We start from the raw sequence: 17,018 nt of genomic DNA, 5'->3' as shown, positions 1-17,018 counted from the left end.
ATATCGTCATTTCGGTCGAACAGTTGGAAAGGAGGTATTTGATGAATCAGGGAGTGACTGGCCGGCAGCTAACGCTGCTAATCTTACTTCTGAGTGTAACAGGTACACTGATTCAACCCCATGCACAGGCCATTTTCTATGCCGAACAGCATGCTTATCTATCCTATATCCCTGTGTTTCTGATCATGCTTGCATCCATGTGGATGTTAAATCGTGTCCAGAGCCGGTTTCCCGATCAGGATCTGTTTGAGTCTTTGGTCGAAAGATTTCCTTTTTTGGGTCGGGTGGCGGGCTTAATGTATATCATGTTTTTTCTTTTGATATTTGCCCGTGACATTCGGCTGATTGGGGATTACGTAAGTATAACCTTGCTTGAGACGACACCCATTTCCATCATCGTGTTGTCTCTTCTAGTCATGGCTGTGTTTATCGTAAGGGGAGGACTTGGATCCTTAATTGGGATGTCAGAGCTTTACATTACTCTGTTCCTGTTAAACTCGGTGGTCGTTCCGTTCATGTTGATTCAGCAAGTTAACCTGGAAAATCTGATGCCGTACTTCGATATTGATGCAGCAGGTGTGGGAAAAGGAAGCTGGTACATCTTTTCCTTCTTCGGAGAAATGATCGCATTACCTTTTGTTATCAAGGGAAGCGACTTTCGTTTCAGATCCGTGACATGGGGGATAACGATTGGTGCCTTGCTGATGATGCTAATTATGGTTGAAACCATTACATCCATAGGTGTGCCTATCGCATCCCGGTTGGTATATCCATCTTATGAGCTTGCCAGACAACTGCAGGTTAGTGATTTTTTGGACCGATTTGATCTGGCTCTAGCAGCAGTTACCATGCCAGCAATGATTACAAAGATTGCATTTGACCTGTATTTTATCTGCTGGGGGCTGAAGCGGATGATTCCCAAGGTATCCGGGAAGCTCATGACGGGTCCGGTGGCGCTCGTAGGATTCGTATGTGCATTTTGGTTCTTTAAGAATGCGATTCAGCTGTTCCGCTTCACGCGGGAATGGACATGGATTGCCATTGTTTTTGAGATAGTGTTCCCCCTCGTGTTCTTTGTGTTTCTTCGTCCACGAAGAAAGGAAAAGGGATCCTCACACCGAGAAGAAAAGCATCGGGATACAACCAACAAACAGTATGAACAGGAGAAGAAAAGACGCGATGCCGACCAGGAGGGTGAAACAGGAAAGGATGAAATGCAGGGGGGCGAGCTTCAGCCTTCCTGATGCCAATCATAAAAAATCGTTATAGAAGAACACGCCAAATGATATGAAACAAGGTTTCCCTCCATGAAACTACCCTGTATACTGTAGTCAAACGAATGACGTTCGGACGAACGAACTGGGGGGAAACATGAATGGCTCAACATTTGGCAGGTATACGTGTAGCACTGACGGGACCGCGTAAATCCAAGGAAATGGCGTTGTTAGTTGAGAAAATGGGTGGTATTCCACTCGTGCGGCCAGCACAGGGAACGGTATTCCTGGATGATCGGAATATACGCAATGGTCTCGTCTCCTTGATCTCTGATCCGCCCGACTGGGCGGTATTAACTACAGGCATGGGACTGGATGCCATATTTGAAATGGCAGAGGATATGGACATAGCTGGTCAACTGCTGGATGTCTTGTCGGAAGCTTCCATTGCAGCCAGAGGATACAAAACGGTGAACTCACTTCGCAAGCGTAAGCTTGCACCGCTGGTCCGGGATGATGACGGCAGTACGGACGGGCTAATCCGAGAATTCGCGCTACATGATCTTGCCGGCAAAAAAGTCATGCTCCAGCTTCATGGAGAAACTGCGCCGAAGCTGGTCAACTGGCTGGAAGAACAGGGTGCTGAAGTAAGACAGGTTCTGCCTTATCGTCATGTACCACCGGAAGAGGCCGAACTGGAACAGCTTTTGAATGAAATCGTGCAGCATGAAGTTGATGCTGTAGCATTCACCAGCGGCCCCCAGGTACGGTTTCTGGCAGCATACGCAGCTTCCCAAGGTAAGCTGGAACAGATGCAGCAGGCTTTCCGGGACGGTGTGATTCCTGCATCTGTAGGTAAAGTGACTGCAAACGCCATGCGTGAAGAGGGGATTGAAGCACGAGTTGTTCCGGAGGAAGAAAAGATGGGAGCACTCATCGTTGAGCTGGGACGATATATTGCTGCAGCACACGCAGATCAATCCTGATAAGCAGATCAGGATGCAGGTCTGTTAATGGATCCGGTAAGATCGTTATGAGGGTTTCGCAGATGGATACATCATTCAAGTTCTGATCTGTTCTGGATCAGAACTTTTTTCTGTTTTGTCTGAAAATAGAATCGTGGACAAACATCATAAGCATGGACATTTTTTCCTGAGCGGTGTTATGATGAAAGCAATATCATTCATGAAAACAAGCAAGGTGCTCTTGCGTCGAGCAAGAGGTAACAGGGAATCGGGTGCAAATCCCGAGCGGTCCCGCCACTGTAATGGGGAAGCCCTTTTCATCCAAGTCACTCGTAGATCCGGGGAAGACAGAAAAGGAAGCTGATGATCCAGAGCCAGGAGACCTACCTTGCATGTGTCACCGAACCCTTCGCGGAAAGGAGTGGTGTACGAAGAATCAGGAAACGGGCGAACAACCGGTTCGCCTGGCAGGCCCTTTGCGGCCATGCAGCCACAGGTCTATCCTCAATAGGGCCGTGGACTGTCTTCTTGAGTGTACGTACATGCGTATCCCATCCGTTATAAGGATGGGATTTTTTTATTTTTTACAGTCCATCCGGAACTGGATTTAATCGAACATGCCGCGAAGAAGAAGGTCGGTCAAGCCGTCCTTTTTCACGTTTTGGAATAGCCCGGATAAGAAGGTTGAGCTGCACAGAGCAACTCCATAATCAAGAGCTCAAATACAGACCACGGCTGAAGAAGCGATGATATAGATGTGATTGACGTGCTAAGGGTGAACAGGGAGATGGAGGAGGAGAAGCAATGCAGAGTCAAGGAAAGCTGCTGATTATCGGATTTGGCCCAGGAGCGATGGAGCATATCACCACACGGGCATTGGAGGCACTACGGGAGAGTGAGGTCATCATTGGTTATAACACTTACGTTGATCTGATTCGTCCACTCCTGGACGGACAGGAGATTGTACGGACAGGCATGACCGAAGAGGTAAGCCGGGCACAGGAAGCGGTCAGACAGGCCGAGATGGGCAAAATCGTTGCAGTAATCTCCAGTGGCGATGCAGGTGTATATGGCATGGCCGGACTGGTGTATGAGGTGCTGATGGAGCAAGGCTGGAAGCCGGGAACCGGCGTTGGCGTTGAGGTTATCCCGGGTGTATCTGCCATTCAATCCTGTGCTTCCTTGCTGGGTGCACCCGTGATGCATGATGCATGTACGATCAGTCTGAGTGACCACCTTACGCCATGGGAGACGATTATTCGACGAGTTGAAGCAGCAGCATCAGCTGATTTTGTCATTGCTCTGTACAACCCTCGCAGTGGACGCCGGACACGCCAGATCGTGGAGACGCAGGAGATGCTGCTGCGTTACCGTAGTCCCCAGACACCGGTGGGGCTTGTAAAAAGTGCCTACCGTGAACGTCAAGATGTTGTGATGACCACGCTGGAAGACATGTTGAATCATGATATCGGCATGCTAACGACCGTGATCATTGGTAACTCCTCGACCATGATGTACGAAGGACTCATGGTCACACCGCGCGGATATCAGCGGAAATACACACTGAATACCGCGGAACAGCCGCTCAGACCGCATGAGCGGCTCCGCACGGAAGCGGAGCCTTGGTCGCTCGGCGCGATGGAGGCCCGTTCTGCCGCTGCAGCTGATGCAGCAGGCACGGTCCGCGACATGCAGACCGCGCAGCCGGCTGCGGAACCAGCCCTGCGCGGCGCCAGCGCCAGTACGGGCATGGGACCGCAAGGGGAGCGGGGCGCTGGCTTGCCTGCTGCTCAGCCAGCAGGCGGCAGCACCGCAGTGCTTGCAGCCGAGCCTCCTGAAGCGGTGGAATGCGCACCTCGTGCTGCCTTGGCGGTGCCGCGTGCCGGTGCGGCCGAACTGGCTGCCGAGGCGCTGACGCGGCTTGCGGCAGGCGGCAAGCTCGCTGGCGAAGCTGCTAGCCGCTGGCTGGATGCGGCTGGGTCAGGCGTGCCAGCCGCGACGCCGCAGACTGCAGGGGCAGCTGCTGTGCGGACAGCACCCGAGCCGGGACGCAAGGCACCGCTGTTCGAGATTGGCGTGTCACCTGGCGTCGGCAACAAGAAGTTTACTGCAGCCCAGATGGCGCTGCTGGCGCAATGTGCCAGTGAAGAAGGCGAGCTGGAATACACGCCGGAGCATCAGATTATTTTGCGGGTACCGACCTTTGAGCCGGATCAGCTGGTAGAAGAACTGCGTGCAGCGAATTTCATCGTGGTGCCCATCGGTGACGTTATCAAGGTGAAGGCCTGTGACTTCTGCAATATGGAGAAGGATGATGCCGTTCCGATGGCCAATCATTTGCAGGCTGTTATAGGTGGACTTGGTGCGCCGAAAGAGACCAGCGTGGCTCTGAATGGCTGCGGCATGGCATGTTACGGTGCTGTACTGGAGGACATCGGAATCGTCTACCGCAAGGGCGGGTACGACCTGTTCCTTGGCGGCAAGAAGTTCGGACGAAACGCTCACCCTGCCCAGCCGGTAGCCGAAGGGATTCCAGGTGATCAGATTGGCGGGATTGTGGAGCGTATCGTAGCGGAGTACAAGGAAAAGGGACACCCGAATGAGAGATTCCATAAATTTTTCAAACGCGTTGGAATAATCCAAGGCTTCCGTCACGTCGATGCGCCTGTGACCGTGGAAGTAAACCCGGTATGCGGCGACTAGGGATCACGCGAGTGTTGTTACCATCTGATATTTTTTAACCGCGTTTGTAGTTATACCGAAAAAAATCCCTTTGCACTTTTATATAGATCGAAATGATTGGGTAACCAGGTTACCCAGCGTGAAAGGCTCGTTTACCAAGTAAGCACAACCTAAAATTGAGATGCCTGGTCTATGGATCAGGCGGGGGAGGAAGAAGCCATGATGAATGCCATTTTGCTGGTTGGACACGGCAGCCGTGATCCAGAGGGAAACCGGGAGTTAATGGAGTTTGCACGAGCGGTAGCGGAGAAAGCGCCGGAGAATACCGTGGTAGAGACCTGTTTTCTGGAATTAACAAGACCAAGCATTGCTGAAGGCGTTACGGCTTGTGTAGATAAAGGGGCAACGCGTGTCGTATTGGTGCCGATTATTCTGTTTGCTGCGGGCCACGCCAAAATTGATATTCCGAATGCCATCGACCGGGCCAAGATTCGTTATCCGCAAGTGGAATTTGTATATGGGCGTCCGATTGGCGTACATGAGAAAGTCGTTCAAATTATGCAGACTCGCCTGCAGGAAGCTCAGCCTGTTCTTGTTACCGCCCATCAAGGCGGCGCAGCAGTGGCCGCTCCGCCTGCTCCTGTTACGGATGAAGAGACAGCCGTACTTGTCCTTGGACGGGGAAGCAGTGACCCGGATGCCAACAGTGATTTCTTCAAAATGACCCGGATGTTGTGGGAAAAACTTCCTTATAAGTGGGCTGAAAGCAGCTTTATTGGTGTGACGCAGCCTTCATTCCCGGATGGATTGCAGCGTTGTCTCCTGCTCGGGGCGAAGAAGATCGTCATCATGCCTTATTTTCTGTTCACAGGTGTGCTGATCAAACGCATTGATGAGATGACCGCTGAATTTGCTGCGGCCAATCCGGACATTCAGGTAGAGATCGGTGGATATTTTGGATTCCATCCCAAATTGGTGGAGCTGGTATTGGAACGCGCGAACGAAGGGTTGAATGGACGGGTAGCGGCCAACTGCGACAACTGCCAATTCAGACTTGAGGCTGCCAAACATCATCACCATCACCATGATCACGATCACGGGCACGATCATCATCACGACCACGATCATGACCATGACCACCATCATCATGATCATGCACACGATCACAGTCATGACCATCATCATGACTACGACCATTTGCACAGCCACGATCATCACGCACATGATCACGACCACCATAATGAGGAGCATCATACTCACGAACATGCCGTGAGCAGCCGTGAAGCATCCCTGGATTATCATCATGACCACGACGGTGAACTTCATCATTCGCATCATGACCACGACGGTGCGTTGCATCATCAAGATGAAGAGGGCGGAGACGGAGAGAACTACTCACCAGAAGATGCAGGGCATGCTCAGATCGCAGCTGCTTCGGAGCGGGTGAACCGTCCATGATCTTGATGTTATGCGGTACAAGTGATGCGCGGGAATTGGCTGTACAGATTCAGCAGCAGGGGATGGACGTACTCACATCGGTTGTAACCGAGAGTGCAGCGCACAGTCTGTCTGAGGCGGGGCTGCCGGTTCGAACCGGCAGGCTGACGATAGAGGCAATGGTCCAGCTTGTCCGTGAAAAAGGAAGCCGTGCCATAGTGGATGCAAGTCATCCCTTTGCGGAAGAGGCCCATGCCAATGCCATGGAAGCAGCTAGACAGGCAGGAATTCCTTATATCCGTTACGAGCGGACGGGACTTGCTTACGATGACCATCCGCTGCTTCATGTCGTGCCTTCCTATGAAGAGGCTGCTCTTAAGGCGAAAGAAATCAAAGGTTCTGTCATGTTAACGACAGGAAGTAAAACGCTGCAGATTTTCACCAAGCATCTGCTCGGCGATCCTGACATTCGTCTCGTTGCCCGTATGCTTCCGCGTCTTGACAATATGGAGAAATGCGGTGAACTGGGTGTGGAACAGCGCAATATTATTGCCATGCAGGGACCCTTTTCCCGTGAAATGAACGAAGCATTGTACAAGCATTACGCCACCACCGTTATGGTGACCAAGGAAAGCGGCAAGACGGGGGCTGTAGATGAGAAGATTCAATCAGCACTGGAGCTTGGCATTCAGGTTGTATTGATATCCCGCCCAGAGGCCGAATTCGGAACGGTGTTTGATGAATTTGAAGGCGTACTCTCCGAGTTAAAGCGCGTATTGATGGAGTAGGACGCCCCAATAGATCAAATTGGGATAGACCCATTTTGAATCATATTACGATTGAAGGAGTGAGTGCATATGGATTTCAAAACGGAATTTAAACCTTTAACTGTACAGCCCCAGGAGATTGAGGGGAAAAGCTTCGAAATGATTACCGAGGAGCTGGGTGAGCACCCGTTCACGGAAGAACAATATCCCGTGGTACAGCGTGTCATTCATGCCTCAGCTGACTTCGAGCTTGGTCGCAGCATGGTTTTTCATCCGGATGCCATCCAGGCAGGAATTGCAGCCCTTCGTGCAGGACAATCCGTCATTGCTGACGTACAGATGATCCAGGCTGGAGTAAGCAAGGATCGTATTCGCGGGTTCGGCGGAGATGTGCACGTGCATATTTCCGACCCGGATGTGATGGAGGAAGCGAAGCGGTTGAATACAACGCGGGCCATCATCTCGACGCGAAAAGCAACCAAGGCCTACGAGGGTGGAATCTATGCCATCGGTAACGCACCGACAGCATTGCTGGAGCTGATCCGTTTGGTAAAAGAAGGCGAAGCTAAGCCAGGCTTGATCATTGGTATGCCAGTCGGATTCGTATCGGCAGCCGAATCCAAGGATGAGCTGCGCAAGCTGGACATCCCGTTTATCACGAACATCGGCCGCAAAGGCGGCAGCACCATCGTGGTAGCTGCCCTGAACGCGATCTCGCTGATGGCAGTGAAGGTTTAGTCGCTGTTTCAGCCTACACTGAGCGTATCTACAGCGTCCTAGAACATCCTTGAGCGTACCGAGCAGGGAGTACCAGGGCAGCGCTAACGAACCTCAAGAGCCTTATATCGCAGATAATTATAAGTTATAAATTCTAACGAACCTGAGTGAAGCTATTCTGCTCAAAGCCGACAAAAACGGTGGGGACATCGGCTTTACTTTGAAGTAACCACGCTACGATTCGTTAGATTTTCAGTGTGTGGAAATTGGCTCGAATAACGCTTCCTGAGTTCGTTAGAGTGTAGCCATGATCAATTGAAACGGAGCGAATGTTGGAGCATGCAGGGTACAAAGTGCATGAGGTAGATTCAATCCTTAAGCATCGCTCAATTGCTAAATTGTAAAGGCATGAACCGTAAACTTGGTAACTACATTACCAAGCTATCTGCTAGTAGCATGGAATGTCCAGTTACCCATAATAACCTCATGACATTGTTTAGCTCATGAGGCTTGATCACGAACTTTGTTAGGTATGCAAAGACGCAGGGAGTAGCGAAGGAGACGGAATCGATTCTGTAGAAGCGACAGCGTTCGCCTTTGTCTCCGGAATTCTCCCTATACATAAGGGAATCAAAGAAATCTGGAGACAACAGCGATCGGAAGAACGATCCGTACCCGTAGCGGCTACCCGTAGTTTTCGCAGCCAAGTGTCATCTACTATGTAATGTGATAAGAATGGACGGGAGGTTCAAAGCCATGGAAAAGAAACGCATGAAAAGCGGGGAAGCACCCGATCCGGACAAACCGATGCGTTCCGGCTTCACCACAGGAGCCTGCGCTACGGCCGTTGCCAAGGGGGCCACGCAGCTCCTGTTAACCGGGGTTACTCCTGCACAGGCTGTGGTTTCATTGCCCGCGGGCTTTGACCACTCGTTCGAACTGATCGAGCAGGAACTGATGACGGACGGCACGGCTACCTGTGCCACCATCAAGGATGCCGGGGATGATCCGGATGCTACGCATCTGGCGAAGATCATCGCACATGTATCCTGGCGTGAGGAGCCCGGTGTGGAGCTGGATGGTGGAATCGGGGTAGGTCGTGTTACCAAACCCGGCTTGCCTGTTCCTGTGGGTGAAGCGGCGATTAATCCCGTTCCGCGACGCATGATTACCGAGGCCGTGACCCAGGTGCTTGCCGAACATGGGACAGCCAGGGGTGTGAGGGTCGTCATTAGCGTGCCGGACGGCGAAGAGATTGCCAAGAAGACGCTGAATTCGCGTCTCGGCATTCTGGGCGGCATCTCCATTTTGGGCACACGTGGCGTGGTCGTTCCATTCTCCACCTCCGCGTACAAAGCAAGTGTGGTACAAGCCATTTCAGTTGCGCAGGCATCTGGCTGTGATCACATTGTGTTGACGACAGGCGGCAGCAGTGAGAAATATGCGATGAAAATGATGCCCGATTTGCCTGAAGAAGCCTTCATTCAGATGGGGGACTTTGTCGGGTTCGCCATCAAGCACGGGAAGCGACTGGGCATGAAACGTATCAGCCTGGTGGGGATGCCGGGCAAATTTGCCAAAGTGGCTCAAGGTGTCATGATGGTGCACTCCAAGAGTGCGCCGGTGGATTTTGGATTTCTTGCGTCCGTGGCCCGCGAGACCGGGGCTGGAGATGAACTGGCGCAAGCGATCGAGGAAGCCAACACGGCGACTCAAGTGGCCGACATGATGACTGAAGCGGGGTATTTACCCTATTTTGAAAAGCTATGTACATATGCCTGTAGGCACTGTCTGGAGCATGCCGGAGGCGGAGTAACGGTCGAAGTGGTATTGGTCACGATGAAAGGAATGGAATTGGGGAGGGCGGAAATCAGTGAACTGGACGACAGCAGCTGGAGCAAAGAATCATAGAGTCCGTATCATCGGCGTAGGTGAAGAGGGTGCGGCAGGATTGACGGCGGATAGTCTGAATCTGATTCAGGAAGCGGATGTACTGGTGGGCGGCGAACGTCAGCTGCAGTACTTCCCAGCATTTGCGGGAGAGAAACTCACGATTAAGAGCGGATTAAGCGACTTGGTTGTGAAAATAAAAGCGCTGCAGGACACGCACAATATCGTTGTGCTTGCCTCGGGAGATCCGCTGTTCTACGGCATCGCCGGGTATCTTGCGCGTAAGCTGGGCCCGGATCAACTGGAGATCCGGCCTAATCTCAGTTCGCTGCAGCTGGCATTCGCCAAGCTTGGCGAGAGCTGGCACGACGCCGTGCTCGAAAGCGTGCACGGACGTCCGCTCAAGGGCCTTGCACAGCGCATCGATGGCAAAGCCAAAATTGCGCTGCTCACGGACGAGCATAACAGCCCCGCTGCGATCGGGGCTTATCTGCAGCAGTTCGGCATGACCGAGTATGATGCCTACGTTGCCGAGAACCTCGGCGGGCCAGACGAACGTGCCCGTCATTACACCCTGGACGAGCTGGCCGCAGCCGAATGCAGCCCGCTGAACGTCGTTATTTTGCTGCGCCGCAAGGATGCGCCTGCGCCGCGCAAAGGGTTTGGGTTTGCAGATGAGGAATTCCATCAGCGCAAACCGGAGAAGGGCCTGATTACCAAGCGCGAGGTCCGCGCCTTCAGCTTGTCTGAGCTGCGACTTGGCGAGGACAGCATCGTGTGGGATATCGGCGCAGGTTCCGGCTCGGTGGCGGTCGAGTGCACGCGGCTTGCGCCGCGAGGCCAGGTCTTCGCCATCGAGAAGAACGAAGGTGACCTCGTGAACATCGAGGCCAACCGGGTGAAATTCCGGACGGACTTCACCGTCCTTCATGCCAAAGCACCAGCAGGGCTGGACGAACTACCGAACCCAGATGCGGTGTTCATTGGCGGCAGCGGCGGCGAGCTTGCGCAGCTGATCGCCCTATGCGCGTCCCGGCTGCGCCCCGAGGGACGCATTGTGGTGAATGCAGCGACGATCGAGACGCTGCATGACAGCATGAAGGCCATGCGCGAAGCGGGCATGGATGCATCGGTGACGCTGCTTCAGACGGCGCGCAGCAAGCCGATTCTGAACATGACCCGTTTTGACGGATTGAATCCGATCTACGTGATCACAGCCCAGCATGCAGTGACAGAGGAAGCGGTAGCCGGAGCGGAAGAATGACTTTTCAAGGACAGGACAAGGGGGGAAACAACATGAGTACGGCAGCAGTAGGTACACTGTATGGCGTGGGTGTCGGGCCGGGAGACCCGGAACTGATTACGGTGAAGGCATACCGAATGATCCGGGAGTGTCCGGTGGTGGCATATCCGAAGAAGCGCAAAGGCGGCAAATCGTATGCCCACGAAATCGTGGAACTGTATGTCAACCCGGAAGAGAAAGAGATGCTCGGCCTGATCTTTCCGATGACCAAGGACCCGGTTGTGCTAGAACGGGAGTGGGGCAAAACCGTCGAAGCCTGCTGGGGTGCGCTGAAGGAGGGTAAGGATGTGGCCTTTGTAACCGAAGGCGATCCGAATTTGTACAGCACCTTCATTCATCTGGCACGACTGATGCGTGAACTGCATCCGGAGGTACCGATTGCTTCGATTCCGGGAATTTCATCTGTACTGGGCGCCGCAGCGGCACTGGATATCCATCTGGCAGACGGCGATGAGCAGGTGGGCATTATCCCTGCAACCGCCGATAAGGAAGCGATGCGTCGGGCAATTGAGCATCACGATACAATTGTATTTATCAAAGTGGCGAAGGTGCTGGACCCGATGCTTGAATTGCTGGACGAGATGGGTCTCGGGGGTAAAGCCTCGGTCGTCACCAAAGTCACTTCTCCATATGAACTGGTCTGGCGCGATGCCCGTGAACTGAAAGGGCAGGAGCTGGAATATCTGAGCCTGATGGTGGTGAGCAAATGAAAACACTGGAACCGAAAGTGTATATCGTAGGTGCAGGTCCGGGCGATCCCGAACTGATTACGGTGAAGGGCTCGAACATTTTGAGAAATGCGGATCTGGTCCTGTACACCGACTCCCTCGTGAACGATGAACTGATTGCGACGGCAAAGCCTGAAGCAGAAGTGCTGCAAAGCTCCGGCATGGATCTGGAGCAGCAGGTTGAGCTCATGTGCGAAGCCACTCGTGCAGGCCGGAGCGTAGCTCGTGTGCATACCGGTGATCCGGCGATGTACGGCGCAATTCTGGAACAGATGGTACTGCTGAAACAGCAGGGCGTGGAGTATGAGATTATCCCGGGTGTTAGCTCGGTCTTTGCTTCTGCAGCAGCCCTTGGAGCGGAACTAACGGTGCCTGAACTGACGCAGACGGTTATTCTGACACGCGCAGAAGGACGCACACCTGTGCCTGAACGCGAGAAGCTGCGTGATCTGGCGTCACATCACTGTACGGTGGCCCTCTTCCTGAGTGCTACGCTGGCGAAAAAAGTCGTGGTTGAATTCCTCGCCGCAGGGTGGAGCGAAGATACACCGGTGGCGGTCGTGCAGCGGGCGACTTGGCCGGATCAGAAGATTGTACGGACCACGCTCGCCAATCTGGCTGCCGATCTGCGTGCCGCTGGCATTACGATGCATGCGATGATTCTGGCAGGCTGGGCGCTTGATCCCGATCTCGTGAACCGGGATGCCCACCGTTCCAAGCTGTATGACAAATCCTTCACCCACGGTTATCGCAAAGGAGTGAAGTCCGGTGAGTAATCCGTTTGCAGCCGTGGCCATCACGAAGCATGGCGTGGAGATGGTACGCAATCTGGCTGGACAATTCCAGGGTACGGACGTGTATTACATGAGCAAGTTCGCCCGCGGGGATGAAGAAGAGCTGGGTTATCAGCTGTTTGAAGGCTCGGTGAAGCTGATTTTGCCGGATCTGTTCAAGCGATACAACGGCATTATTCTCTTTATCTCTCTGGGTGCGGTAGTCCGCATGATTGCCCCGCTGCTGGTGGACAAAAAAGTCGACCCCGCCGTGCTGGTCATTGATGACCGCGGAGAGAATGTCATCAGTGTCCTGTCCGGCCATCTCGGCGGTGCGAATGAACTGACTCGTCAGGTCGCGGAAGTACTAGGTGCACGCGCGGTAATTACAACCGCCTCGGATGTGCAAGGAACGATTCCGGTAGACATGTTCGGACGAGAACTGGGCTGGATCGTGGACAGCTTCGACAAAGCCACGCCAGTCAGTGCAGCGGTTGTTAACGAGGAGCCGGTTGCGCTGATTCAGGAGACGGGAGAGCGGAACTGGTGGCGATATAACAAGCCTGTCCCGGATCATATCCGCGTCTTCAGCAGCATGGAGGAAACCGAGTCGTTTCCGTTCAATGCGGCACTTGTGGTTAGCGACCGCCTGCTCACGGAAGAAGAAGAGATACGTTTTCTGACCAATGGTGTGTTATATCGACCGAAGAGCCTCGTAATTGGCATGGGCTGCAATCGCGGCACATCTATGGAGGAACTGGAGCAGGAGATGCTTGCCACATTGGAAGAGCTGTCTCTTTCGGTGAAGAGCGTACGAAATGTAGCGACGATTGATCTGAAAAAGGATGAAGAAGGCCTGTTGGCTCTATGCGCCAAATACGGCTGGGAACTTGTGACGTATACGCCAGCCGAGCTGAATACCGTCAAGCTTCCAAATCCATCGGAGACGGTATTTAAATATACCGGAGCTTACGGTGTGAGCGAGCCTGCGGCATTGCTGTCTTCCGGAGCAGACCACTGGCTGCTGGAGAAGAAAAAGAGCGGAAACCTGACGATTTCCGTAACGCGAATCCCTTTTGACTAACAAAATTTAAATTATGCGCTTCAGCGATGAAGCAAATAGGTATTATGTAGGCCGCATCGTTTAGAGGTGCGGTTTTGTTATATCGAAGAAAGGTGGAAATGGATCATGAGCAGTTCAAACCAACATGCCAGACCACGGCTGATCATAGCCGGAACGGGAAGCGGTGCAGGGAAAACAACGGTGACCCTGGGCCTAATGAAGGCGTTGGCCCGGAGCGGAATGAGCGTACAGGGCTTCAAGTGCGGGCCGGATTATATTGATCCAACCTATCATACGGCTGTAACGGGCAGGGCATCACGGAACCTGGATGCATGGATGACGTCTTCGGAATATGTAAAAAAAGCATTTGCGAAAGCGTCAGCGGGACATGATATTTCTATTATTGAAGGTGTCATGGGATTGTATGATGGCAAAGATCCCTTAAGCAATACGGGGTCAACTGCGGAGATTGCTCTCATTACACAGACTCCGGTCATTCTGGTCGTGGATGTCCGCAGCATGGCTCGAAGTGCAGCCGCGATCGTACTTGGTTTTCAGCAGCTGGAGCCGGACCTTAACATCGCTGGTGTCATCGTCAATCGCTGCGGAAGTGCCGGCCACTACAGTATTGTGAAGAAAGCCATTGAGCAGATGTGCGGCATTCCTGTGGTCGGATGGCTGAAACGGGAGGAGGACATGTCAATTCCCGAGCGTCATCTAGGGCTGGTCCCTGCCATTGAACGGGGAGAGTTGGGGCCTCTGTTCGAGCGGGCTGCAGACGCATTGCTGGAAGGCACCGATCTGGATGCGATTATTGCCATAGCGAGGGCTGCACCTGACATAGAAGAATTAATCATGAACCATGAGGATGTTTCAAGGCAAAACACAGATCCAATGTGGACCGGTGTCCATTTGAAGTGCAGCGAAGACAGCACGTCTGGCGTGTCCGATGAACGCGGAACTTCGTCCAGTCCGGTAATAGCTGTTGCCCGGGATGCGGCGTTTAATTTCTATTACCCGGATAATCTGGAGCTGCTCGAAGCAGCAGGAGCCCGATTGAAGTACTTCAGTCCTCTTGCAGGGGATGGCATACCGACTGAGGCGGATGGCATTTATCTTGGCGGGGGCTTCCCGGAGGAGTTCGCTGCATTGATTGCAGATAACGTCTCGTTTCTGGAGGGGTTGCGTGAGGCCGTTCGCAGTGAGATGCCTTTGTTTGCGGAGTGCGGCGGTTATATGGTGCTTGCCGAAACGTTAACAAACCGGGAAGGGCTAACGTATAACATGGCAGGGATTATACCTGCTCAAGTACAGATGCAAGTGAAGCGCGCGGCACTCGGTTATCGTGAGGCCAGAGCTGTAGAGGATTCCTTTTTGCTGAAGAAAGGAGAGGTGGTTCGGGGTCATGAATTTCATTACTCTATCATGACCTACCAAGAGGAAGGCGACATTCCCTATGCTTATGAGACTAAGGGATTACGGGGCATGAAGCAGGAGGGATATGCCAGAGGTAACGTTGTAGCCGGGTATACCCATGTTCATCTCGGTTCTCATCCAGGTGCAGCAGGGAGATGGGTGCAGCATTGTCTGTCATACCGACTGAGAAGAAGTGGTCAGCATATATAAGTGTAGATTTTTCAAATGAAGTGACAGAAGAAAAGAGAATCCTGCATTTATCACATCATGAGACTTTGGTCGTGAAGTTAAGCTTTCCTGTTTACATTTAAAGGTTTTTGCCTGACCATGTGGAATGAGTTAAAAGACAGAGCAGCCTGGATAGGGAGGGGAAGCATGGTGAGAACCGTATGTGTGACCGGGGCAGCCCGGGGACTTGGATTGGCTCTGACAGCACAAATGCTGAAGAGAGGATATATTGTATATGCTGCAGGTCTGGATATGGAGAGCTCTGAGGGGATTCGTCTGCTCGTGCAAGCTTATCCGAAGCATCTTCGGGTCATCGAGCTGGATATTGCCGATGATCTGTCCGTTGCGCTGTTTACCGAGACCATCAAACTGGATACAGATCGTCTGGATATGCTGATCAATAATGCGGCTATACTAGGGAATATTACGGATCATGTCCGAGGGCCGTTAAACTTTGCCGAAATGGCGGAGGTATTCAACGTGAATACGCTGGGTTCACTGCGTGTAACTCACGCACTGCTGCCCCTCCTTCTTGCGGGCACGGGCAAGCTGATTGTGGACATCTCATCGGAGGCGGGCAGTATTGAGCAGTGCGACAGACATGGCTGGTTCGCTTACTGCATGTCCAAATCTGCACTAAACATGCAGGCTAGGCTTGTGCATAATGGGATCAAGGATGAAGGTGGGCAGGTCATGCTGATCCATCCCGGGTGGGTGCAGAGCTATATGAGCGGTGAATTGAACACAGCCGCAGACATTACGCCAGAATATTCTGCACAGCATATCGCAGCACTTATTGACCGCCACAAGGATTTTATGGGAGATCAGCCTGCCTATGTAGACTACAAGGGGGACGAGCTTCCCTGGTAATCTTGTTTATAAAGTGAGTCAACTTCTACACTATAACGGAGAGAGCAGAACCAATCTGAAGAAACGAAGTGCTCGCTGAAAGCTTTCTATAAGAAAGCTACATCGGAAACATAAGCTTATCCCAAGATTTTCTCATTATTAAAAGAATACAAAAAAATCTGGGGATAACAGCGATCGTAAGATGGTTCTGCAATCGGAGTGAAACGGTGTAGAAAATTTTCTCATTTTATATAGGTTTAACATGAAAGGAGTTTTATTAATGGACCATCGTAAAAAGGCGTTGTTGCTCGGCGATTATACACATCCGGACTGGCATCCGCTGCAGGATGTTGACGCAGAGATCAGCCGTATTTTTCATGATAGCATGACCGTGCAGTGCAGCGAGAATCGCAATATGCTGCTGCAGGAGAACATATCGGGATTCGATGTATGTATTTCATACATGGACGATTGGAAGGGGAAAGTCTCTCCTCAGCAGACAGCTGGATTGCTGTCCTATGTGAGCAATGGAGGCGGCCTGGTTATTCTACATAACGGGATTTCGCTTCAGAATCGTTATGAACTCAAGCAGATGATTGGCGCGAAATTCCTGCATCATCCACCGTATGGACCGCTGGAGTTTACCGTAACGGAACATAAACACCCTGTGACCGAGGGGATTACCGGATTCACCATGGAAGAAGAGCCTTACCTGTTCGAGTTTGGGTCGTTTGCCGAAACCACAATCCTACTTGAATACCAGACTGAAGACGGACCTAAGCCTGCAGCTTGGGCACATACCTATGGACTGGGCCGGATCGTGTACCTCATGCCAGGGCATCATGTGCCTTCTTTTGCACACGAATCCTATCGCCAGCTGATTCTGCAGGCAGGCAAATGGGCAGCGCGCTACGTGTAACCGGACCGCTTCTTTGTTGTGCTGGGTATAAAGGGTATAATGTAGAGATCAACGAAGAGGAGGATGA

The 17,018-nt window shown here is 52.4% G+C and carries 14 protein-coding genes and 1 riboswitch; all 14 genes read left to right on the top strand.

Annotated elements, in window-relative coordinates; translation table 11 throughout:
* Window positions 1-41: 41 nt before the first annotated feature.
* The 14 genes from AC3RCI_RS27340 to AC3RCI_RS27275 all read left to right on the top strand — a co-directional run bounded on the left by AC3RCI_RS27340 (window position 42) and on the right by AC3RCI_RS27275 (window position 16,951).
* On the top strand, window positions 42-1,244 hold the full coding sequence (locus tag AC3RCI_RS27340) for a GerAB/ArcD/ProY family transporter (RefSeq protein WP_492527061.1): 1,203 nt from the start codon (window positions 42-44) through the stop codon (window positions 1,242-1,244).
* Window positions 1,245-1,375: 131 nt separating this feature from the next.
* Complete coding sequence (locus AC3RCI_RS27335) at window positions 1,376-2,200, top strand: uroporphyrinogen-III synthase (RefSeq protein WP_336782245.1); 825 nt, start codon at window positions 1,376-1,378, stop codon at window positions 2,198-2,200.
* Window positions 2,201-2,395: 195 nt separating this feature from the next.
* Window positions 2,396-2,584: riboswitch (cobalamin riboswitch) on the top strand.
* A 399-nt stretch (window positions 2,585-2,983) separates the two neighbouring features.
* A complete protein-coding gene (gene cobJ / locus AC3RCI_RS27330; protein ID WP_492527060.1) occupies window positions 2,984-4,882 on the top strand; it encodes a precorrin-3B C(17)-methyltransferase in 1,899 nt (632 codons plus the stop codon).
* Window positions 4,883-5,083: 201 nt separating this feature from the next.
* Complete coding sequence (locus tag AC3RCI_RS27325; protein WP_492530025.1) at window positions 5,084-6,319, top strand: sirohydrochlorin chelatase; 1,236 nt, start codon at window positions 5,084-5,086, stop codon at window positions 6,317-6,319.
* The gene (gene cobK, locus AC3RCI_RS27320) at window positions 6,316-7,086 is read left to right on the top strand and encodes a precorrin-6A reductase (RefSeq protein WP_492527059.1); all 771 of its coding nucleotides are present in this window, start codon (window positions 6,316-6,318) and stop codon (window positions 7,084-7,086) included. The genes AC3RCI_RS27325 and cobK overlap by 4 nt, the downstream gene beginning before the upstream one ends.
* 69 nt (window positions 7,087-7,155) lie before the next feature.
* Entirely contained in the window at window positions 7,156-7,803 is a 648-nt protein-coding gene (locus AC3RCI_RS27315; RefSeq protein WP_492471310.1) for a precorrin-8X methylmutase, read from the top strand.
* 735 nt (window positions 7,804-8,538) lie between these two features.
* Window positions 8,539-9,693, top strand: a complete 1,155-nt coding sequence (locus AC3RCI_RS27310) for a cobalt-precorrin-5B (C(1))-methyltransferase (protein ID WP_154894764.1) — start codon at window positions 8,539-8,541, stop codon at window positions 9,691-9,693.
* Complete coding sequence (gene cbiE, locus AC3RCI_RS27305; RefSeq protein ID WP_492527058.1) at window positions 9,656-10,936, top strand: precorrin-6y C5,15-methyltransferase (decarboxylating) subunit CbiE; 1,281 nt, start codon at window positions 9,656-9,658, stop codon at window positions 10,934-10,936. Before AC3RCI_RS27310 ends, cbiE begins: the two co-directional genes overlap by 38 nt.
* 32 nt (window positions 10,937-10,968) lie before the next feature.
* Window positions 10,969-11,685 (top strand): precorrin-2 C(20)-methyltransferase, encoded by a 717-nt coding sequence (cobI, locus tag AC3RCI_RS27300; protein WP_492527057.1) that lies wholly within the window; start codon window positions 10,969-10,971, stop codon window positions 11,683-11,685.
* A complete protein-coding gene (cobM, locus tag AC3RCI_RS27295) occupies window positions 11,682-12,479 on the top strand; it encodes a precorrin-4 C(11)-methyltransferase (protein ID WP_127537319.1) in 798 nt (265 codons plus the stop codon). The genes cobI and cobM overlap by 4 nt, the downstream gene beginning before the upstream one ends.
* Window positions 12,472-13,560: a cobalt-precorrin 5A hydrolase gene (locus tag AC3RCI_RS27290; protein ID WP_492527056.1), complete on the top strand. Its 1,089-nt coding sequence runs from the start codon at window positions 12,472-12,474 to the stop codon at window positions 13,558-13,560. Before cobM ends, AC3RCI_RS27290 begins: the two co-directional genes overlap by 8 nt.
* A gap of 105 nt (window positions 13,561-13,665) precedes the next feature.
* Entirely contained in the window at window positions 13,666-15,165 is a 1,500-nt protein-coding gene (locus AC3RCI_RS27285) for a cobyrinic acid a,c-diamide synthase CobB (protein WP_492527055.1), read from the top strand.
* 165 nt (window positions 15,166-15,330) lie between these two features.
* Window positions 15,331-16,053 carry an SDR family oxidoreductase gene (locus AC3RCI_RS27280; protein WP_336782239.1) on the top strand — a complete coding sequence of 241 codons (723 nt, stop codon included), beginning with the start codon at window positions 15,331-15,333 and terminating at the stop codon, window positions 16,051-16,053.
* 259 nt (window positions 16,054-16,312) lie between these two features.
* Window positions 16,313-16,951: a ThuA domain-containing protein gene (locus AC3RCI_RS27275; RefSeq protein WP_095291082.1), complete on the top strand. Its 639-nt coding sequence runs from the start codon at window positions 16,313-16,315 to the stop codon at window positions 16,949-16,951.
* Window positions 16,952-17,018 lie beyond the last annotated feature (67 nt).

It is taken from the genome of Paenibacillus sp. MT124 (assembly GCF_058792755.1).
Note: the sequence above shows the minus strand (reverse complement) of the source record. Positions and strands in the feature narration are given on the sequence as shown.